Consider the following 19,841-nt stretch of genomic DNA (forward strand, 5'->3'; position numbering starts at 1 on the left):
AATTGAGAGACGCAATCAATGCAACTTGGCGATATTCTGAAGGCGAGTGCTGTAAAGACTATTTCATCTTGCACCAGCAAGAAGCGTCTCTTTCATGATCTGGGCGAACTTGCTGAAGCCAGCTATGGCATCAGCGCGTCCAGCGTGATCGAAGCATTGATGGATCGCGAAAACCTTGGGCCAACAGGTGTGGGCCAAGGTATCGCGCTGCCTCATGCGCGCATGGCAGAGGCCAAAAGTGTTTTTGGCCTGTTCCTGCGTCTTGAAAAGCCGTTGGATTTCGATGCGGTTGACCGTCAGCCTGTGGACCTTGTTTTCGCATTGATCGCCCCCGAGGATGCAGGTGTTGAACACCTCAAGGCGCTGGCATTGGTCTCACGCACGCTGCGCAATACGTCGGTTTGCGCCAAACTCCGCGCCAATCAAGACCCCAATACGCTACATACAATCCTGACTGCGGTCGAATCGACGCAGGCAGCCTAGCGCCAGTCTCCAAACCCGAAAGCCGCATAGTCGCGCGCATATGCGTCGCGCGCTGCCGCTTCGAGCGCAGGATCATAGATCGCCGCGAGCCGCCCTTCCCACCGATGCGCCGTGTCCCCCAGCTTCGGTGATTCCGCCAGACCGACCTGCCGCGCCACAAAGCCAAGGTCTTCGGCCAGTGTTTCCTCGCGCAAGATATGATCCGGCAAGGCGAACTGCGCCATACCATGCAAGAGCGTCAGTTGGCTGGCCCATGACGGATCAACGCGAATGCTGGTCTGTCCTGCGAGGTTTGTTTTGAGGAAATCCAGAAAACCCGCAAAGGCACGCCGGTGATCTACGTCCGAATAGGTGCCGGGGTCAGCAAGGTCCGGCGCCGCCTGAGGCAGCGCAAGCTTATGCACCCTGATCAGGTTCGCACGAATTTCCGGCAGGCTTTGCGGACCATTAAGCAAAATCCGGTCACAAAACGCAGCATGTGCACGGGCAAGCGGATGCCGCAACACCGCAAAGCTGCGGTGTGTTTCATGGGTCTCCTGCCACATCCGCAGCGACTTTTGCGTGAACTTCCGGATCAGCGCCTCGGGCTGCGCATGATCCAGATCGGCCAGCCATTGCCGCACGGCTTTGTCCGGACCAGATCGCAACGGCATATATAAAACACCCGACTGCGGTGCAGCCACATAAGTCGGGATCGCAGGACCACGGTTCGGTTCAAAATGCGGGGTCCGCCCCAGATCAAAGCGATCAAGGTGCGCCAAGGCAGATGTCATCTCATCATAGTTACTTACCCGTTCCTCAAGAGGCGCGGGGTTCTGCTTTTTGAGCTTTTTGTTCACATTGGATAGCCGCGCATCGCAGCCAAGAAATTGCGCCAACCCGTTCAGTACGTCCAGATCACGGAGGTCGTCATAGCTGATATAGAACGCAGTTTGCCCGCTGGTCTGGAGCGCCCTTTGGATCCGCACCTGAAAGCTCTGAATTGCTTCAAGATGTGCCTCAAACGCGGCCGGATCAAATGTGATGGATGTCGATTTCGAATGCGTGGCATTTGTCAGTTTCCACTGCCCCGTGGCCTGCGCGATTTTCCAGCTGACGAAGCTATCCAGCGGATTGCGTGTCAGGATAATCTTCGCGCAGCGCGGATCGTCAATACAGGTATTCAGAATGCGCGGATCATGGTCGTGAAAGAAACGAAATCCCGCCAAAGTGTCGCTTTCCTTGATCTTCCCGAGTAAGGCAAAGGGATCTTTTTCGCGGGCATCCCTGTCAATGCCAAGCAGAGCGTCAGTCTTGGGGTAGCCCACAAAAGACGGGTTAAATGCCTCACCGTGGCAGGTGACGCCATCAAGCATATTGATGTTGGCCTCCAGAAGGTTGGACCCGGTCCGCATTTCCGCCAGCAAAATGAAATAATCGAACCTGCTCATTTCCCGCTAATCACATAGGGTTTGCGCCGCGCCACCGGTTTGGTCGCTGGTGCGTTGCCAACAGTGATATCCCCGGTCAGGAAGGGGTGCATACCCTGATTCTTCAGCTCTTGGAGATAATCCGGCAGACCCGTCAAATCGCGCATTTTGGGGGCCTCCTTGATGGCAAGTCCACGGTGCCCCGCGATCTCGTCAATGATCGTTTGCAGCACCACCATTGGCGCTTCGATAAACTGGGCCAATGTCATGATCTTGATCCGCGCCCGCGCGTCAGGGGATCGCAGCACCTTGAGAAATTTATCCTCGATGCGTTGCAGGCGCGCCGCCTCTGCCCGCACCTCGCTCGCCGAGCGGCCAGAGCAGAAAAGCGGGATCGACCAGGCCCCTGACACCACCCAGATGCTGGCCTGTGTGTCCTTAGCCAGGATCCAGCCGATCTCTTGGGTATCGGCGGGGCCGAACTGAAAGCAATGGTGACTGTCGCGGCCGTTCCAGATCAGATTGCTCAGGAACATTTTGCCGTTGTAGTCGCGAAGCCGCGCATTGTCAGACATGCAGCCGCGGTAAACCTCGGCCTCATCCGCAAAATGCGCACGATCCTTTGCATAAAGATGCCCGTGCACCACAGCACCCGTTTGCTGCGTCAGCCATGACTGGAAATCGGGGAAGATATCATCAAAGCCCTGCAACACTGCATAAGGGGCGGCGGCAATGCTGGTTTGGCGGTCGATGCTCGGAAAACGGCTTTGCATAAAAAGGCCCTGCCGCCCCAATGTACGCCGGTCAACCGCTTGTGCAAAAACGCGGTCTACCGTGCCCGAGTTGGGTTCTACTGCTTGGCGCAGGGGATCTTCCGATGCCGGAAAGGTATTGAACAAAAGATCGGCGTCGCGCCAGATTTTCCGCGCCACAAAGCACTTCGAGCGCTGCAAAAGTTCAACGTGATCATCAAAAAAGATGTGCGGTTTGCCCTGAAAATCAAACTTCGCAAGGGTGAGTGAGCGGCTTTCGATCTTGCGCGAATGAAGCCGCGCCAGGGTCTGATAGTAGCTTTCATCAGGGATCCAGACCTTGCGGAAATACGCGTCATAAGTCCCACGGTTCGGGTCGCGCAAGATCGCGTCAAGCGTTTGACGTGTCAGGCACCACCACTGCGAACCCATGTGGGGCACAACACCTTCTGGAATGCGGCGTTTATACCCAACTGCCTGCTGCAACTTCACAAAGGCATCAAACAGTCTGCGGTGCTTTTTCCAAGCAAAGGGAAACCGCAGCGTGAAACGTTCACGATCCAGACCACCGACTGTCCAAGGAACATCCGCTGTTGTCGCGCTTTCAATGAAGTCCGTGTCTGGGTGTGCATCCAGATAGCACCGCAACTCTGCAATCGGGCGCAACGGGAGACAGGCGCCAGAGGCCAGAAACACGTGCTGAACCTCCGGGAATTCTTCGAGCAAAAGCGTCGCGGCTTCTTGGGATGCGGCCACCAACCCCCAAGTGCCCCATTCGCAGCGGTGCCGTGCGCAAAACCGGACATCGGGCAGGTCCGCCAAAGACTCGACAAAGTGGTCATAGGTCTGCGATGGCACATTGCTGTCGACGTGGACAACAACGGGACAACCGGCTCCGGCCCAATGGCGCACCATCTGTTCGGCGCGGTCAAAGGCTGTGTGGACCAGCATAATGACACCCAAGCTCATGCCCAGTTCCCCTTGGACATCAGGCCTAAGACCTCAAGCTGTCGCCAGTTGATGTATTGCTCGCTCCACTGGCACCATAAATCCGGGTCGGCACCGTGCCGTTCCGCATAGGTTTTGTATTCGCGCCCGTCTTTGTAGTGCTCGGCGCGCGTCGCCTCTTCGACGGCGCGATCGCCAAAGGTGTTCAGGAATTTCGCGTGCAGCAAGATACCGGATGTCTTTTCCCCACCCTGCTGATCGTAAACGAGGTTCAATCCGCGCGGCAGCATCATGTGGGTCGAGCTGACATAGGCATAGGGGCGGCGCCATTTGACGAAAGGGACTTTGTTCAGTGCCGGCGCCTGCTTTGGTTTGCTGGCAAAGAAACTGCGCGCGCGCGGTCCACCCTGTATCCAGAGGTTTTTCAGCAGCTTGTTCTGGGTCATGAAATAATTGCCCGGATCGAACCAGTTGGCGGTTTGAAACGGATCATCGCCGCGCCGATAAGTCGTCTGCCCTACCGGTCCTTTGGGGTACATATCCAGCAACATCGCACCGAAGGACCGGACATCAGACGCGTCCAGCCAGTCTGCCAAGGCGCGGATAGGCCGTGTGTCGCAGAACGGATAGACAAAGAACTCGTCCACATCGACAGTCAGCGCCCAATGCCCGTGCCCGTATTTGCCTTGCAAATATGTCAGCCAATCAACGCCATAGCGCGCCTCGCCGTAAGGCGCATCGGTACGCCACAAAGATACGTCAGGCTGTTCACGGGCGAAATCGCTTCCTGCGTCCTCGCTCCCGTTGTCGATCATCAGGAAATGATTGATCCCGAGCTTGCGGTAGTAATCAAAGAAAAATGGCAGGCGGATGTCTTCGTTGCGGAAGGTGCAGAAAAGCAAGACGTCATTCGGTGCGATATCTTTCGTCCTGTCCGACACCGCGACAAGTTCCCGCCCCTTACGCAGCGCGCGCATGCGCAGGCGTTTCCGCTGCCACCGTAAACGATATGACGTCAAAATGCTCACAATAGCTGTGCCCTGTTTCGTCTTTTTCCCGCCTGCATATCAGACCCAGCGCCCCTTTGACATCAGCCCCAGTGCGGTCAGTTGCGCATCACCATTATACCGACAGGACCCTTCATACCAGAAATCCGGATTTTCGGTCAGGTGCTGATGATAATCCTGATAAAGTGCCGTGTTTTGAAAATGCTGCCCCCGTTCAAGCTCTTCCGCAGACTTTGCCCCGATCATCGGCAGGAACTTGGTGTGGAGCAAGACACCGCTCGCTTTGCTGTTACCTTCAAAATCAAAAACATCGTGCAGGCGGGTCGGCAAAATCTGATGGGTTGAGCTGACATAGGCATAGCGCCACGACCAGCGCACGAGTGGCGTTTTATTCAACGTTGGTGCGCGCGCAGGTTCGTGTGCAAAGAATACACGGTCACGGACACCGCCCTGTATCCACAGGTTGCCGTAATAATGGTGCAGCTGATGGCGGTAATTGTCGGCGTCAAACCATGCCAGAGTCTTGGTCGGATCGTCGCCGGGCACATAGGGCGTGTCCTCAAGCGGTCCTTTGGGGTAGAGGTCCAGCATCAATGCACCAAAAGAGGCGTGACCCTGTCCATCCAGCCATGTTGTCAGTGCTTTCAGATCGCGGGTTTCATGATCTGGATAGATCAAGAGTTCATCCGCATCGACGGTCAGACACCAATGGCCATTGCCGTACTGCCATTGCAGCCACCCCAGCCAATCCATGCCGAAACGGGCAAGGCGATAGCTTTGCGTGGTTGTCCAGACCGATACATCGGGCTGCCGGGCCAGATACTCGGCCGTACCATCATCGCTGCCATTATCGACAATCAGAAAGTGATCGGCCCCAAGTCTGCGGTAATGCTTCAGAAAATATGGCAGGCGGACAATTTCATTCCGGACGGTCGCAAAGCAAAGGATCCCATCAGGCCGGATCTGGCCAGTGCGATCTACAGCAACAGAAATTTCATGGCGCTTGCGCCAGATACGAAACAGAAAACGCCGCCGCTTCCATCGCAGGCGATACGCATGCCAAAGGTCCATTTGCGGCCCTACTGTGCGGCCTGCTTTGTTGCATGCATCTGCGCCAGAAATTCCGCGAACTCATCACGCAACTCCTCGCGCGCAAGTGCAAAGGCAACGGTCGCCTGCAGGAAACCGGCCTTGGACCCGCAATCATAGCGCTGCCCGTCAAAGCGATAGCCGAACACATTGCGGCCTGCGCTGATTTCTTCGGCAATCGCATCTGTCAACTGGATTTCGCCACCAGCACCGCGCCCGATCTTATCAAAATTAGCAAGAACCTGCGGCGTCAGAATATAGCGGCCGATCACCGCCAGATTGGATGGTGCAGTGCCCGCGGCGGGTTTTTCCACCATCCCCTTGGCCCTGACAATCGGACCGTCTTGCGCTGCGATATCAAGCACACCGTAAGACGCGGTCTGCGCTGGTGAAACTTCCATCGCAGCCACCATCGCGCCACCGGTTTCCTGATAAGCTTCGACCATCTGCTGCAGACAGGGTTTCTCGGCTGCAATCACATCGTCGGGCAGAATAACCGCAAAGGGCTCATCCCCGATCAGCTTGCGTGCGCATGACACGGCATGACCAAGGCCCAGCGCCTTGTGCTGGCGCAGATAGGCGATAGTGCCGCTTTCCATGTTGGTACTGCGCAGGATTTCCAAAAGCTTGGTTTTTCCCGAAGCTTCCAATGCGGCTTCCAGATCAGGGGCAAGGTCAAAGTAGTCCTCAAGTGCCGACTTTCCGCGCGATGTGACAAAGATAAAGTCTTCGATACCAGCCGCGCGCGCCTCATCAATCGCATATTGAATCAACGGGCGGTCGACCAAGGTCATGATTTCCTTGGGTACGGATTTTGTCGCCGGTAGAAACCGCGTGCCAAGCCCCGCGACGGGAAAAATGGCTTTTGATACTTTTCTATCCATGACTCTACCCTCGATACCTAAAAATGCTGATGTAACTGCCGATATTGGCCACATTAAGACGGGAAACGTGAAATTTCTGCGACCCGGCCTAGCCAGTCTTCATAAAAAACTTAGTCATGCCCCATTTCTTTGAGCATTTCTTCAATACGCGGAACATCTTCGGGGTTGTTCAATTCCCAAAACTGCCTGCCCTTGGCGGCGACTTCCACACAAAGCATGGGAACACCCCGTTCAAGAAAACGCAACTGCTCTAACCCTTCCAGTTGCTCTAGTGGTCCGGCGGGCCACTGTGGATAGGACTTGAGCGCATCCGGACGGTAGGCATAGACGCCAACATGGTGGAAAACCGGTGTTTCATCCGCATCACCGTAGGTTTTTCCGGTGTAGGGAATCACCTCTTTCGAGAAATAGAGTGCGTTGTTGTCCGCACCAAAGACGGCCGTGGTCCCGCCAACGCGTCCTTCGCGGCGGTCCAGCAACAGCCCGTTCAACGCACGCCCTTCGGTCCGCAAAACAGGGGTCGCAACATCTGCTGATGGATTGTCACGCAGGCCTTGCACCAGATCCTCGATGAACCAAGCCGGGGTCAACGGGGCATCGCCCTGCAGGTTCACCACGATGTCATAGTCTTCACCCAAGTTCACAAGCGTCTCTGCGCAACGCTCGGTCCCGTTCTGGCAAGTGGTCGATGTCATCACGACCTCGGCACCGAAGGCTGCACAGGCCTCGGCAATGCGCGCGTCATCGGTCGCCACGACCACCTTGTCGATACCTGCCACCCCGCAAGCCGCATCCCATGACCGGCGGATCAGGCTCTTGGCCTCACCACTCGCGCCTTTCAGCGTGACAAGCGGTTTGCCAGGATAGCGCGTAGACGCGTACCGTGCGGGAATGACGATGATGACGGACATTACGGTTTCTCCAGTACGACACCCGGGGCGTAGGCGATGAAGAAGGGGTTTTCAAATGCAGGTTTTCCATACTGCAAGGGTGTATGGTCATCAAAGCGGACAACTTGGCCACCTGCACCATTCAAGACCGCATGACCCGCTGCCGTGTCCCATTCCATCGTGCGGCCAAGGCGCGGATAAAGATCGGCTTCACCGGTCGCTACCAAACAGAATTTCAGGGACGAACCGGCGCTCTTCATATCGGCAGTCGCATATTTGCTGATGTAGTCGTCAGTCGCCTGATCGCGGTGGGACTTTGATGCGACGACGAGCAGTGCGTCATTGTCAGGTTTGGACACTTTGATTGGCGTGGTCTTACCCTGTTTTTCCAAGTTGAACGGGCCTTGCTCTTCGACAGAGGTACCTTGGGCATCCATGTAAAAGAGGCGCCCTCTCGCAGGGGCATAGACAATGCCGCGCACCGGCACCCCATCTTTGACGTAGGCAATGTTCACAGTGAAATCGCCGCGACGTTTGATGAATTCCTTCGTGCCGTCCAGCGGATCAACAATCAGAAATGTGCGGGCCGAAACCTTATGCGAAGCGGCCTGTTCCTCGGTGACCAAAGGGATGTCGGGGAAAGCTGCACGCAGACCTGAACTAATAATTGCATCTGCGGCTTCATCCGCAACAGTCACGGGGCTTTCATCGCTTTTGGAGCGGACTTCAAAATCCTCCCCGTCATAGATTTCCATGATCTTGTCACCAGCCGACAATGCAAGCCCGCGCGTGACTTTGGTGAGTTCTTCAAAATCCATTAAATGTTACCTGTCATCAAAAAGCCCTGTTCGGGCTGTTTATGATGTTTCGCCACGCGATCAGCAAGGTTATCGTCGCAACAAGTAAAACAGCGCCTTCACCCAGCGAAACGGACCGCCGATGTTCCAGACACCGATCTATAGAAGCAAGACAAGCGGTTTGTTTGGCATGCTTGAGGTGACATATCATACGATTGTCCGCAACGCGCGCAGCGGGCATCGCAATGCCGTCATCGGAATGGTGCTGAACCTGATTCAGGGCCTGACAATGATCGTGGCGTTCTTTCTGTTCTTCCAGATCCTCGGGCTCCGCAGCTCTCCGATCCGCGGCGACATGATGCTCTACATTATGAGCGGGATTTTTGTTTATCTGACACATATCAAAGCCGTGGGCGCCGTTATGGGCGCGGGTGGACCGACATCTCCGATGATGCTGCACCGACCGATGAATACGATTATCGCGATCCTGGCAGCGGCATTTGCGTCGCTTTACACGCAAATCTTCACGCTGGTTGTGATCCTGTCAGTCTACCACATCGCATTCACGCCGATCACAATCCATGATCCTGTCGCCGCAATGGGCTTTTTCCTGATGGCCTGGTTTTCGGGCTGTGCGGTCGGCATGATCTTTCTTGCACTCAAGCCGTGGTTTCCGCGGTTCACGGCGATCGCCAAAACCATCTATACCCGCGTAAACATGATCGCTTCGGGCAAGATGTTTGTTGTGAATTCGCTTCCCGCATCAATGATGGCAATGTTTGACTGGAACCCCTTGTTCCACAATATCGACCAGATGCGCGGTGCTGTGTTCCTGCATTACAACCCGCAGTTCACGAGCGTCGAGTATCCCATTTATTTGTCGCTCGTCCTGATCATGATCGGTCTGATGGGCGAATTTTTCGGGCGCCAGCATGTCTCTATAAGCTGGTCTGCCGGCAGATAGGCAAAACAAGCGTTATCTATGCCGAAAAAACCGGCGATTTAGCCTTCTCGGTGCACCCCAGATGCTTGCAGCCCCAATATCGCACCCCTATATACGCTGAGATCGAAGTCGAGCGGAGCAATCGCAGACTTCAGACTGGAAACTGGCGCGGGTGCCGAAACGGGTTCGCGCTGCTCAAACCGCCTAAAGTAGAGGGATTTGAAAAATGGCCAAAGTTATTGGTATCGACCTGGGAACCACGAACTCCTGTATCGCCATCATGGATGGTGCAAAGCCGCGTGTTATCGAAAACTCTGAAGGTGCGCGTACAACGCCATCTATCGTCGCATTCACCGATGATGAGCGCCTTGTTGGTCAGCCCGCGAAACGCCAAGCTGTCACCAACCCCGAGAATACAATCTTTGCCGTCAAGCGTCTGATCGGTCGCCGGTTCGACGACAAGGACCTTGCCAAAGACAAAAAGAACATGCCGTTCAATGTGATCAACGGCGGCAACGGTGACGCATGGGTCGAGGCCAAGGGTGAGAAATACTCCCCAAGCCAGATCTCTGCCTTTATCCTTGGCAAAATGAAAGAAACCGCCGAGAGCTATCTTGGCGAAGAAGTAACGCAAGCCGTTATTACCGTACCTGCGTACTTTAACGACGCCCAGCGTCAGGCCACCAAAGACGCCGGTAAAATCGCCGGCCTCGAAGTGCTGCGGATCATCAACGAGCCGACAGCGGCTGCCCTTGCCTATGGTCTGGACAAAAAAGACAGCAAGACAATCGCCGTCTATGACCTTGGCGGTGGTACATTCGACGTGACCATCCTCGAGATCGACGACGGCCTGTTCGAAGTGAAATCCACCAACGGTGACACCTTCCTTGGCGGTGAAGACTTTGACATGCGCATCGTCAACTACCTTGCAGACGAGTTCAAGAAAGAGAACTCGGTCGATCTGACCAAGGACAAGATGGCGCTGCAGCGTTTGAAAGAGGCTGCCGAGAAAGCCAAGATCGAGCTGTCTTCGTCCTCGAGCACCGAAATCAACCAGCCGTTTATTTCGATGGGCTCGAATGGTCAGCCTTTGCACATGGTCATGAAGCTGACACGTGCAAAACTGGAAAGCCTTGTTGGTGATCTGATCAAGGCGTCACTGAAGCCATGTAAAGACGCGATCAAAGACGCGGGCCTGTCCACATCCGACATCGACGAAGTCGTGTTGGTCGGTGGTATGACACGCATGCCGAAGGTGAAGGAAGAAGTTGCCAAGTTCTTTGGCAAGGAAGCCCACCAGGGCGTGAACCCTGACGAAGTGGTTGCCATGGGTGCCGCAATTCAGGCCGGTGTTCTGCAGGGTGACGTCAAGGACGTCGTTCTTCTCGACGTGACACCGCTTTCGCTGGGTATCGAAACGCTCGGTGGTGTGTTCACACGCCTGATCGACCGCAACACAACGATCCCGACCAAGAAGTCTCAGGTCTTCTCGACTGCCGAAGACAACCAGAACGCCGTGACACTGCGTGTGTTCCAGGGTGAGCGTGAAATGGCCGCAGACAACAAGATGTTGGGCCAGTTCAACCTCGAAGATATCCCGCCAGCACCACGCGGCATGCCACAGATCGAAGTGACCTTCGACATCGACGCCAACGGCATCGTTGAAGTCGGCGCCAAAGACAAAGGCACCGGCAAAGAGCAGAAGATCACGATCCAGGCCTCTGGCGGTTTGTCCGATGAGGATATCGAAGCAATGGTCAAGGACGCCGAGGCAAACGCCGAGGCCGACAAAGAACGCCGTGAGCTTGTGGATGCGAAAAACCAGGCTGAGAGCCTGATCCACTCGACCGAAAAGTCGATGGAAGAGCATGCAGACAAGGTTGATCCAACCACGATCGAAGCGATCGAGTTGGCGATTGCCGCGCTCAAGGATGATCTGGAAGGCGACAAAGCCGACAAGATCAAGTCCGGCATCCAGAACGTGACCGAAGCAGCCATGAAGCTGGGCGAGGCGATCTACAAGTCCCAGCAAGAGGCAGACGGCGAAGTAGAGCCGGATGCACCGGGTGCGGACGAAGAAATCCTTGATGCGGATTTCGAAGATCTGGGCGACGACAAGCGTGACAACTAAGGCCGCGCGCCTCTGACATGTGACCGGCCCTTGAACTGGGCCGGTCTTTGTCATTCCCAAGGGGGAACTTATCATGGCAAAACGTGACTATTACGAAGTGCTTGGTGTTGCCAAAGGCGCCGATGCTGCCGAGATCAAGAAGGGCTATCGCCAAAAGGCGAAAGAGCTCCACCCTGATCGCAATGCCGACAATCCGAATGCCGAAGCCCAGTTCAAAGAGGCCAATGAGGCCTATGAAGTTCTGAAGGACCCGAACAAGAAAGCCGCCTACGACCGCTACGGTCATGCCGCGTTCGAAAACGGTATGGGCGGTGGCGGTGGCGGGCCACGCGGCGGCCAAGGTGACTTTGGCAGCGCATTCTCTGACGTGTTCGACGATCTCTTTGGTGATTTCATGGGTGGTCGCGGTGGCGGTAGACGCAGTGCGGCCCAGCGCGGCAATGACCTGCGGTACAACCTCCGGATCAACCTTGAAGATGCGTTTTCAGGGATGCAGAAGACAATCACTGTCCCAACGGCTGTAAGCTGTGGGTCGTGCAAGGGAACAGGCGCCGAAGGCGGCTCGGAACCGCAGACCTGCCCCACATGTTCCGGCATGGGTAAAGTGCGCGCGCAGCAGGGTTTCTTTACGGTCGAACGGACCTGTCCGACATGTTCCGGCATGGGCCAGACCATCAAGGATCCTTGCCGGACCTGCCACGGCCAAGGCCGTGTCGAGAAGGAAAAGTCGCTGTCTGTAAACATCCCGGCCGGTGTTGAAACCGGTACACGCATCCGTCTCGCCGGTGAGGGCGAAGCAGGGATGCGCGGTGGACCAACAGGTGACCTTTATATCTTTATCGAAGTGCAGAACCATGCGCTTTTTGAACGGGAGAACACGAACCTCTACTGCCGTGTGCCCGTCTCTATTGCGACCGCCGCTTTGGGTGGCGAAATCGAGGTGCCCACGATTGACGGTGGCCGCAGCCGCGTAAAGGTGCCCGAAGGATCGCAATCCGGTCGCCAGATGCGTCTGCGCGGCAAGGGCATGCCAGCACTGCGTGGTGGTGGCATCGGTGATATGTTCATCGAATTGGCGGTCGAAACGCCTGTGAAGCTCACCGCGCGCCAGCGTGAAATCCTCAAAGAGTTCGACCAGCTGAGCGAAGAGAACAATCCGCAAGGATCAAGCTTTTTCGACACAGTCAAAAGCTTTTGGGACTCGATGAAGAGCTAGCATTAACCGCGCAGTAACCACTACTTCGGCAAAGTGAGGATATGAATCACTTTGCCGAAGCGCCCTCTCTTTTTCCTGAACACGACGACGTGACCGAGGTTCTGCCGCTGACACCCGGCAAACTCCCGTCTTATGTGCGTGACCACCGCAAACGGTTGCGCGAACGCTTTCTGGCGGGCGGGGCCGATGCCATGCCGGATTATGAACTGCTTGAACTCGTGCTGTTCCGCGCGATCCCGCGCCAGGATGTCAAACCGCTCGCCCGAGCGCTGATTGATACCTTTGGCGATTTCAACCGCGTTCTTTCCGCACCTCTGGCCCAGCTTTCCGGCGTCAAGGGCGTTGGCGATGCCGTTCTGCTAGAACTCAAACTGGTCGAAGCGGCGGCACACCGCCTGTCGCGCTCAAAGGTCATGCAGCGCCACGTGCTTTCGAACTGGGATGCTTTACTGAACTATTGCCACACGACGATGGCGCATCGCGAAACCGAACAGTTTCGCATCCTGTTTCTCGATACCAAAAACGCTGTCATAGCCGATGAAGAGCAGGCAAAGGGCACGGTCGATCATGTGCCGGTCTATCCACGCGAGGTTGTGAAACGCGCGCTCGAACTGAATGCCAGCGCCCTTATCCTTGTGCACAACCACCCATCCGGTGATCCTACGCCATCAGAAGCCGATGTGCAGATGACACGGCAAATCACGAACGCCGCAATGGCGCTGAATATCACCGTGCATGATCATCTGATTATTGGAAAATCAAGCGAAACCAGCTTTCGGTCACTGGGTCTGTTTGACAGAACCACCTAGTTCGAGACCACTGCAAGGTTTGTGAACTTGTTGCGGATCAAGGTCACTTCACCAACCTGATCACAGGCGGGCATCTGGAGCGTAATCTCTTTCACCACTAGCGTCTGGCCCGAATTGGTCTGGATCGTCCCTGCATCGACTTCCCGACCACAATTGGCGGCGGTCACAGTGACACCGACGCGCAGATCAACACCGCTGTTGCGGTTCATCTGACCTTCGGGAAAGGTGTAAACCTCGGCCTGAAAGGGAATTTCAGCTTCGGCTTCGCCCAAAAAGATGACAAAACCGTTTTTGCCCGCGCGGGTATCTTCGGCGTTGTGAAACGATGCCGACCAGACATGTCCGGGATCGCCGATCTGCGCACCGTTTTCCAGCGCATGAAGGCGCATGTTATCTGTCGTCGACCATTGCAGGACCGCGCGGTCATAGCGGCGCAATTCCGGAACAAAGATTTCGGATGATGCTTTGAGAATATTATCAAACGTCACTTCAAATTCGGCATTGGGAACAAGTGCCGGCATCAAAACCTGCGCATTGCCGCTTCGGTCCGTGGTTGCTGAGACGCGCAGGCCACTGTGCGACACGACAAAGGATTCGTTTGCGAGGCATGGAGAAGAGACGCTTAGCGTGACCAAGGCCGCAAGCTCGCGGCGGGTATTGATGACAGTGTCACAGCCTGGCATGGGTGTGGCCATGATGGATTGGAATCGTGGGGTATCGAATTCCGTGTACACCGAATCAACCGCAACCACCCTTTTTGCATTGGCTGCATGGTCCAGAGGTGTTGTCACGATGTTTGGTACGCCAAAGACAGCCTGCCCATCTGCGTTGGTCGACAACATCAAGGAACGCGGCGCTTTATTGTAGTTTTCCTGTATGCTGGCACCGTCCATGTCCGGTGTCGTTTCACCATACTGCGCGACGAATCCAATCGACAGCGCCACGGTGAGCGTGGACGCAATCGTCTTGATTGTCTTTAAGCGAGACATCCCCATCCCTCACAGCTGCAGAAAAGCTATGATGAAGATGCACCGTTAGCGTGACGTTAACAGGACTGCCTAAAGGTCTTAGCGTGTCCCGATTATGTCAGAAATTAGGCGAGCCGCCCGTGACAATGTTTGAACTTCTTGCCTGATCCGCAGGGACAGCTGTCATTGCGGCCGGGGTTTCCCCATGTATTCGGATCATTCTCGTCAAAACCTTCACGCGCCGTTCCCGTGGCTTCGGCCGCTGCTGCAGGGGCCGCAGCACCTGCCGTCGCCGCCGCTGCGGCTGCTTGCTGCTGGCGGATCTGGGCGATCATCTGTTCCTGCTCTTCCTTCGACATCGGCCGGATCTGCGCCAGCTTCTTCGTCACATCAGAGCGCAGGCTTTCCAGCATGGTTTCGAACAACTGGAACCCTTCGGTTTTGTATTCGTTCAGCGGGTCCCGTTGGGCATATCCACGGAAACCCACCACCGAGCGCAAGTGCTCAAGCGTCAGCAAATGTTCGCGCCACTTGGCGTCAATGGTCTGCAACAAAAGCTGCTTTTCAACATTGCGCATCGTCTCGTCGCCAAAGGCTTCTGCCTTCTCGGCCATGTATTTGTCTGCGGCCTCTTCAAGACGTTCGCGGATGTCGTCATCATCCACACCCTCTTCGGCAGCCCAAGCTACAACAGGCAGATCAAGGCCGATGTGTTCCTTGACACTTTCTGCGAGACCCTCTGTATCCCATTGATCTGCATATGTTTTTGGCGGCATGTAGTCATGTACAAGGTCGTCGATCACCTGATCGCGCATGTCCTTTGTGACCTCTGAAAGGTCCTTTGCCATCATGATATCGCGCCGCTGCGAGAAGATAACCTTGCGCTGCTCATTCATCACATCGTCAAACTTCAACAGCTGTTTGCGAATGTCAAAGTTACGGCCTTCGACCTTGGCCTGCGCGCGCTCAAGCGATTTGTTCACCCATGGGTGCACGATTGCCTCGCCCTCTTTCATGCCCAGGCCGGACAGCACTTTGTCCAGACGGTCAGAGCCGAAAATCCGCATCAGATCGTCTTCGAGTGACAAAAAGAAAGCAGAACGCCCGGGGTCACCCTGACGGCCGGAACGGCCACGCAGCTGGTTATCGATCCGGCGGCTTTCGTGCCGTTCGGTCGCCAGCACATAGAGACCACCGGCCGCCTTTACCTTTTCCTTTTCATCGGCAACTTCGGACTCGATCTTGGCACGGACCGCTTCGATGTCAGCGTCAGGATTTTCTTCCATCGCCTGCATCACGCGCATTTCGACGTTACCGCCCAACTGAATGTCCGTACCACGACCCGCCATGTTGGTCGCAATCGTCACGGCATTCAACTTGCCGGCATCCGCCACAATCTGGGCTTCTTTTTCGTGCTGCCGCGCGTTGAGGATATTGTAGGTGATTCCCTCGGCTTTCAGCATCTCGGCCAAAGCCTCTGACTTTTCGATAGATGTCGTACCGACAAGAATCGGCTGGCCTTTGGCGTGGGCCGCTTTGATCTCTGCGACGATGCCTTCGAATTTCTCGCGCGCGGTACGATAAACCTGATCGTCTTCGTCGATACGTGCAATAGGGCGGTTCGTCGGCACCTCGACAACACCAAGATTATAGATTTTGCGGAATTCCTCGGCCTCGGTCGCGGCGGTGCCTGTCATGCCAGCCAGTTTGTCGTAAAGGCGGAAATAGTTCTGGAAGGTCACAGAGGCCAAAGTCACGTTCTCTGGCTTGATCGTGCAACCTTCTTTCGCTTCGATCGCCTGATGCAGACCGTCCGACAGACGGCGACCGGCCATCATACGGCCAGTGAATTCGTCGATCAGCACAACCTCGTCATCGCGGACAATGTAATCCTTATCCTTGGTAAACAGTTTGTGCGCGCGCAGCGCCTGGTTCACATGGTGGACCAAGGTTGCGCTTTCTGGATCGTAAAGGGTCTGCCCTTCCGGCAAGAGACCCGCAGCAGTGAGTTTTTCTTCGAGAAAGTCGTTGCCTTCTTCAGAGAATGACACTTGGCGGGTTTTCTCATCTAGCGTGAAGTGTTCATCCGCCACATCGGGGATCACTTTGTCGATGGTCGCGTACATGTCGGACCGGTCTTGCGCGGGGCCAGAGATGATCAGCGGTGTGCGCGCCTCATCAATCAGGATACTGTCGACTTCGTCCACAATCGCAAAGTTGTGCTCACGCTGGAACATCTGGCTAAGCTCGGATTTCATGTTGTCGCGCAGGTAATCAAAACCGAGTTCGTTGTTCGTGGCATAGGTCACGTCACAGGCATAGGCGGCTTTCTTTTCGCCCTCTGGCTGCTGGGGATAGACCACGCCGGTGGTCAGACCCAAGGCGCCATACACCTTGCTCATCCATTCCGCGTCACGGCGCGCCAGATAGTCGTTCACTGTGACGATATGCACGCCTTTACCTGTCAGCGCGTTCAGATAGGCGGGGAACGTCGCAACGAGCGTTTTGCCTTCACCGGTTTTCATTTCGGCGATGTTGCCCTGATGCAGGAAAATCCCGCCCTTCAGCTGCGTATCAAAGGCACGCAGGCCCAGCGCGCGCTTGGCGGCTTCGCGGCAGTTGGCGAATGCCTCTGGCAACAGATCGTCAAGGCTCTCGCCATCCTTCGCGCGCTTGGCAAGCTCTTCAGTCTTTTGCTTGATGCCTTCGTCAGAAAGCGCCTCAAACTCAGGCTCGAGCGCATTGATCTTGTCGACCAAGGGGCGGGCAGCTTTTACTTTGCGGTCGTTTGCGGTGCCAAACACCTTTTTGGCAATTGTTCCGAAACCCAGCATGTTCTCTCCGATGGCGCCTTGGCGCCTGTCTGACATCTATTTGAGAGGAGGTCGCTTGTAGGCCCGCTTCAGGCCACTTAGAAAGGGCCAAGATTTTCGAACTATAACGGCCTCCTCGAGGCATCTTTGGGATGTAAGGGGCCGTCAGTACAGTGTCAACGCCGCGGGCCACCGTGGCTTATCAAGGGATCGTATAATGCTGAAACATGTTACATTTTTGGGTGCAACTGCTGTGGCCGCCACTTTGTCCACCGGGGCCTTTGCCCAAGACGTAACGGCCGATACAGTGGTTGCCACTGTGGGCGAGACAGAAATCACGATGGGCGAGATTATCATTGCCCGCACCCAACTGCCGCCGCAGTATGCGCAATTCCCTGTAGAGGTTCTTTTTGACGGGCTTGTCGATCAACTGATCCAGCAACAGCTTCTGGCCGATGCAGCAGGCGAACCTTCGGCGCGCACAAGCTTTACGCTGCTGAATGAACGCCGCTCTTTGCTCGCGGCCGAGGTGATCACAGAAATTGCCGCAAACGCAGTGACCGAGACCGATCTACAGGCCGCCTATGACGAACGCTTTGCGAATGCCGAAGAGATTGAGGAATTCAACGCCGCACACCTTCTTGTCGAAACACAAGAAGAAGCCGCCGCTGCAAAGACGCGCATTGACGAAGGTGCGGCCTTTGCTGACGTCGCCCGCGATGTCTCGACCGGACCGACTGGGCCGAATGGCGGCAATCTGGGGTGGTTCGGCGCAGGCGCCATGGTGCCTGAATTCGAAAACGCCGTGACAGCGCTTGAGGTCGGTGGCGTGACCGAACCGTTTGAAACCCAATTCGGCTGGCATGTTGCGACGCTGCTCGACAAACGGATTCAAGCCGGCCCGACGCTCGATGATGTCCGCCGCGAGCTGACTGCCGAACTCCAAGAGGCGGCAATCACTGTCCGTCTGGATGCATTGGCGGCAGAGGAAACAATCACAAAGCCAGAGCCGGGGCAGTTTGACCCCAGCCTAATTGATGCAACCAACCTGCTGGATTGATCTGATATGCCTGTTTCGCCCCTTGCGCCCGCAAATTTCCCGGACTTGCCCAAAATCGGCGGGGTCACCTTTGCGGCGGCCGCCGCAGGCGTCAAATACAAGAACCGTACCGATGTGATGCTGGCGATTGTTGCGCCGGGCACTGCGGTGGCAGGGGTTTTTACACGCTCGGCCACCCGCTCGGCACCTGTACTGGATTGTCAGGCGAAACTCGGCAGTGACCCTAGCCAGATCGCTGCATTCCTGGTGAACTCGGGCAATTCGAACGCCTTCACCGGCAGCCGCGGCAGCGCATCGGTTCAGGCGGTGTGTGAAGCCGTGGCAGCCCAGACCGGCGCGCCGATAGACCGCATTTTCACGGCATCTACCGGTGTGATCGGTGAGCCCCTGCCACATGACCGGATTATCGCCAAAATCGCGGAATTGCACGCAAACCAAAGTGCGGATGAGATCGAGAACGCCGCCCGCGCGATCATGACCACCGACACATTTGCCAAGGGCGCAGCGGCCACGATCACGGTAGACGGCAAAGACGTGAAGATCGCAGGCATCGCCAAAGGCTCTGGCATGATTGCACCGGATATGGCGACGATGCTGGTTTATATCTTTACCGATGCACAGATCGGGCAGGCGGACTTGCAGACGCTTGTTTCTGAAACCAACGCGAGAACCTTCAACTGCATCACAGTAGATAGCGACACGTCGACCTCGGATTCGCTTTTGATGGCAGCGACCGGTGCCTCGGGCGTTGATGTAACGGGAAACCCCGATTTCGCAGCGGCCTTGCACGATGTCATGCAGGACCTCGCGCATCAGGTGGTGCGTGACGGAGAAGGGGCCACCAAATTTGTGACGGTCAAAGTGACCGGCGCAGAGAATGACAGCGACGCCCATAAAGTGGCGCTCTCTATCGCAAATTCACCTTTGGTAAAAACCGCAATTGCGGGCGAAGACGCCAACTGGGGAAGGGTCGTGATGGCTGTCGGCAAGTCAGGCGCCGCAGCAGACCGCGACACGCTCAGCATTCGGTTTGGGGATATCACCGTCGCCGAAAACGGCTGGCGCGCACCTGATTATTCGGAAGAGGCGACAAGTGCCTATATGAAGAATCCCGAGCTTGAGATCGGCGTTGATCTGGGGATCGGGGGTGGCGAAAGCACCGTCTGGACCTGCGATCTGACCCACGGCTACATCACAATCAACGCCGATTATCGCTCATGAAGACTGTTCTGGTGTCCGCAGTCGCCCTGATTGATGGCGACGGCCGCATCCTTTTGGCACAACGCCCCGAGGGAAAATCCATGGCGGGCCTGTGGGAGTTTCCTGGCGGCAAGGTGGAAGAGGGTGAAACCCCAGAGGCCGCGTTGATCAGAGAGCTGCAAGAGGAACTGGGCATCGACACTTGGGCGTCCTGCCTCGCGCCGCTGACCTTTGCCAGCCATAGTTATGAAAAATTCCACCTGCTGATGCCGCTGTTCGCCTGCCGGAAATGGGATGGAACCCCGCAATCGCGCGAGGGTCAGGCGCTCAAATGGGTGCGGGCAAACGAGCTGCGGGATTACCCGATGCCTGCGGCTGATATACCCCTGATCCCGATCTTGCGGGATTGGCTTTAGCAACATCGAAACGAAAAAGGGCGGCC

The 19,841-nt window shown here is 56.1% G+C and carries 17 protein-coding genes; 8 read left to right on the plus strand and 9 right to left on the minus strand.

The features are described from left to right. The first annotated feature begins 18 nt into the window (after positions 1 to 18). Positions 19 to 483, plus strand: a complete 465-nt coding sequence (locus tag C7964_RS00130) for a PTS sugar transporter subunit IIA (RefSeq protein ID WP_110277705.1) — start codon at positions 19 to 21, stop codon at positions 481 to 483. Here C7964_RS00130 and C7964_RS00135 read toward each other — a convergent pair. From C7964_RS00135 to cysQ, 7 genes are all read right to left on the minus strand, one after another. After that, positions 480 to 1,913 (minus strand): sulfotransferase family 2 domain-containing protein, encoded by a 1,434-nt coding sequence (locus C7964_RS00135; protein ID WP_110277706.1) that lies wholly within the window; start codon positions 1,911 to 1,913, stop codon positions 480 to 482. The two genes, C7964_RS00130 and C7964_RS00135, sit on opposite strands and share 4 nt — an antisense overlap. Continuing rightward, complete coding sequence (locus C7964_RS00140; protein ID WP_110277707.1) at positions 1,910 to 3,613, minus strand: DUF5927 domain-containing protein; 1,704 nt, start codon at positions 3,611 to 3,613, stop codon at positions 1,910 to 1,912. Before C7964_RS00140 ends, C7964_RS00135 begins: the two co-directional genes overlap by 4 nt. Continuing rightward, positions 3,610 to 4,569 carry a glycosyltransferase family 2 protein gene (locus tag C7964_RS00145; protein WP_181417068.1) on the minus strand — a complete coding sequence of 320 codons (960 nt, stop codon included), beginning with the start codon at positions 4,567 to 4,569 and terminating at the stop codon, positions 3,610 to 3,612. Before C7964_RS00145 ends, C7964_RS00140 begins: the two co-directional genes overlap by 4 nt. A 90-nt stretch (positions 4,570 to 4,659) precedes the next feature. After that, the gene (locus C7964_RS00150) at positions 4,660 to 5,670 is read right to left on the minus strand and encodes a glycosyltransferase family 2 protein (protein WP_110277708.1); all 1,011 of its coding nucleotides are present in this window, start codon (positions 5,668 to 5,670) and stop codon (positions 4,660 to 4,662) included. A gap of 8 nt (positions 5,671 to 5,678) precedes the next feature. Continuing rightward, entirely contained in the window at positions 5,679 to 6,572 is an 894-nt protein-coding gene (locus C7964_RS00155; RefSeq protein ID WP_110277709.1) for a UTP--glucose-1-phosphate uridylyltransferase, read from the minus strand. A 110-nt stretch (positions 6,573 to 6,682) separates the two neighbouring features. Continuing rightward, positions 6,683 to 7,483, minus strand: coding sequence for a 3-deoxy-manno-octulosonate cytidylyltransferase (locus tag C7964_RS00160; RefSeq protein ID WP_110277710.1), 801 nt, complete (start codon positions 7,481 to 7,483; stop codon positions 6,683 to 6,685). Continuing rightward, positions 7,483 to 8,280 (minus strand): 3'(2'),5'-bisphosphate nucleotidase CysQ, encoded by a 798-nt coding sequence (gene cysQ, locus C7964_RS00165; protein WP_110277711.1) that lies wholly within the window; start codon positions 8,278 to 8,280, stop codon positions 7,483 to 7,485. Before cysQ ends, C7964_RS00160 begins: the two co-directional genes overlap by 1 nt. A 121-nt stretch (positions 8,281 to 8,401) precedes the next feature. Between cysQ and C7964_RS00170 the strand changes: the two genes are divergently transcribed. From C7964_RS00170 to radC, 4 genes are all read left to right on the plus strand, one after another. After that, positions 8,402 to 9,223, plus strand: coding sequence for an ABC transporter permease (locus tag C7964_RS00170; RefSeq protein WP_181417069.1), 822 nt, complete (start codon positions 8,402 to 8,404; stop codon positions 9,221 to 9,223). A 205-nt stretch (positions 9,224 to 9,428) separates the two neighbouring features. Continuing rightward, positions 9,429 to 11,333, plus strand: a complete 1,905-nt coding sequence (gene dnaK, locus C7964_RS00175; RefSeq protein WP_110277712.1) for a molecular chaperone DnaK — start codon at positions 9,429 to 9,431, stop codon at positions 11,331 to 11,333. 73 nt (positions 11,334 to 11,406) lie between these two features. Then, complete coding sequence (gene dnaJ, locus C7964_RS00180; protein WP_110277713.1) at positions 11,407 to 12,549, plus strand: molecular chaperone DnaJ; 1,143 nt, start codon at positions 11,407 to 11,409, stop codon at positions 12,547 to 12,549. 41 nt (positions 12,550 to 12,590) lie between these two features. After that, on the plus strand, positions 12,591 to 13,358 hold the full coding sequence (radC, locus tag C7964_RS00185) for a RadC family protein (RefSeq protein ID WP_110277714.1): 768 nt from the start codon (positions 12,591 to 12,593) through the stop codon (positions 13,356 to 13,358). Here the strand turns inward: radC and C7964_RS00190 are convergent. Together C7964_RS00190 and secA are read right to left on the minus strand one after the other, a co-directional pair. Further along, entirely contained in the window at positions 13,355 to 14,347 is a 993-nt protein-coding gene (locus C7964_RS00190) for a hypothetical protein (RefSeq protein WP_110277715.1), read from the minus strand. The two genes, radC and C7964_RS00190, sit on opposite strands and share 4 nt — an antisense overlap. Before the next feature lie 104 nt (positions 14,348 to 14,451). Then, entirely contained in the window at positions 14,452 to 17,160 is a 2,709-nt protein-coding gene (gene secA / locus C7964_RS00195) for a preprotein translocase subunit SecA (protein WP_110277716.1), read from the minus strand. 196 nt (positions 17,161 to 17,356) lie between these two features. On the opposite strand from secA, the gene C7964_RS00200 reads away from it, so the two are divergent. Genes C7964_RS00200 through mutT form a run of 3 tightly spaced genes read left to right on the plus strand, consistent with a single transcriptional unit; the run spans position 17,357 to position 19,815 of the window. Further along, the gene (locus C7964_RS00200) at positions 17,357 to 18,199 is read left to right on the plus strand and encodes a peptidylprolyl isomerase (protein WP_110277717.1); all 843 of its coding nucleotides are present in this window, start codon (positions 17,357 to 17,359) and stop codon (positions 18,197 to 18,199) included. A 6-nt stretch (positions 18,200 to 18,205) separates the two neighbouring features. Then, complete coding sequence (gene argJ, locus C7964_RS00205) at positions 18,206 to 19,420, plus strand: bifunctional glutamate N-acetyltransferase/amino-acid acetyltransferase ArgJ (protein WP_110277718.1); 1,215 nt, start codon at positions 18,206 to 18,208, stop codon at positions 19,418 to 19,420. Beyond that, positions 19,417 to 19,815 carry an 8-oxo-dGTP diphosphatase MutT gene (gene mutT / locus C7964_RS00210; RefSeq protein WP_110277719.1) on the plus strand — a complete coding sequence of 133 codons (399 nt, stop codon included), beginning with the start codon at positions 19,417 to 19,419 and terminating at the stop codon, positions 19,813 to 19,815. Before argJ ends, mutT begins: the two co-directional genes overlap by 4 nt. Positions 19,816 to 19,841: the final 26 nt, after the last annotated feature.

The organism is Loktanella sp. PT4BL, assembly GCF_003201935.1.
Lineage (GTDB): Bacteria > Pseudomonadota > Alphaproteobacteria > Rhodobacterales > Rhodobacteraceae > Yoonia.